At 69.6% G+C, this 655-nt stretch carries 1 protein-coding gene; it reads right to left on the bottom strand.

All coding sequences use genetic code 11. The annotated features are described in order from the left end of the window. Positions 1-647 (bottom strand): class I SAM-dependent methyltransferase (locus ABEA06_RS13485; RefSeq protein ID WP_459076772.1); only part of this gene is annotated, 647 nt, incomplete at its 3' end. Between the last annotated feature and the right edge of the window lie 8 nt (positions 648-655).

The raw sequence follows: 655 nt of genomic DNA, 5'->3' as shown, positions 1-655 counted from the left end.
GTGGCAGCCATCTCTCGGCGCGCGGCCGGGTTCTGCGCATCCAGGGTGAACGCCGAGGAGATCACCCCCACCACCCCACCAGGCCGCGTCAGTGCCAAGGACTTGAGAATGAAGTGGTTGTGCATCGAATGCCCGGCCGCGTTGTACCGGGGATCGTGTAGAGAATTCCGGGAGAACGGCACATTGCCCACCGCCGCGTCGAAGACGCCCCCGGGCATCCGGGTGTCGGCGAAGGACTCGGTGCGGATCGTGGCGTCCGGATAGATCGCCGCCGAGATGGCCGCGGTCACCGGGTCCAGCTCCACCCCGGTCATCTGCGCCCCTTCCGGGGCCAGGCCGATGAAGGTGCCGGCCCCAGAACCGGGCTCCAGCACACGCCCGCCCTGGAACCCCAGAGCCTCCAGCGCGCCCCAGAGCTCGGCGGCGATCGCCGGGTCGGTGTAGTGGGCGTTGATCACCGTTCGACGGGCGGCTGCGTACTCGGTCTCATCCAGCAAATCGCGCAGCTCCGCACGGTCGGCCTCGTACTCGGTCCGGGACTCGTCGAAGATTTCCGCGACCCCACTGGCACCCCAGGACCCCCAGCGGGCCAAGGAGGCACGCTCGGTCTCGGTGGCGGCCCGTTCCTGGGCTTGCAGCTCGCGCAGGGCGCGCA

The sequence above is a fragment of the Kocuria gwangalliensis genome, from assembly GCF_039544365.1.
In the GTDB taxonomy this organism is placed as follows: Bacteria; Actinomycetota; Actinomycetes; order Actinomycetales; family Micrococcaceae; genus Kocuria; species Kocuria gwangalliensis.
Note: the sequence above shows the minus strand (reverse complement) of the source record. Positions and strands in the feature narration are given on the sequence as shown.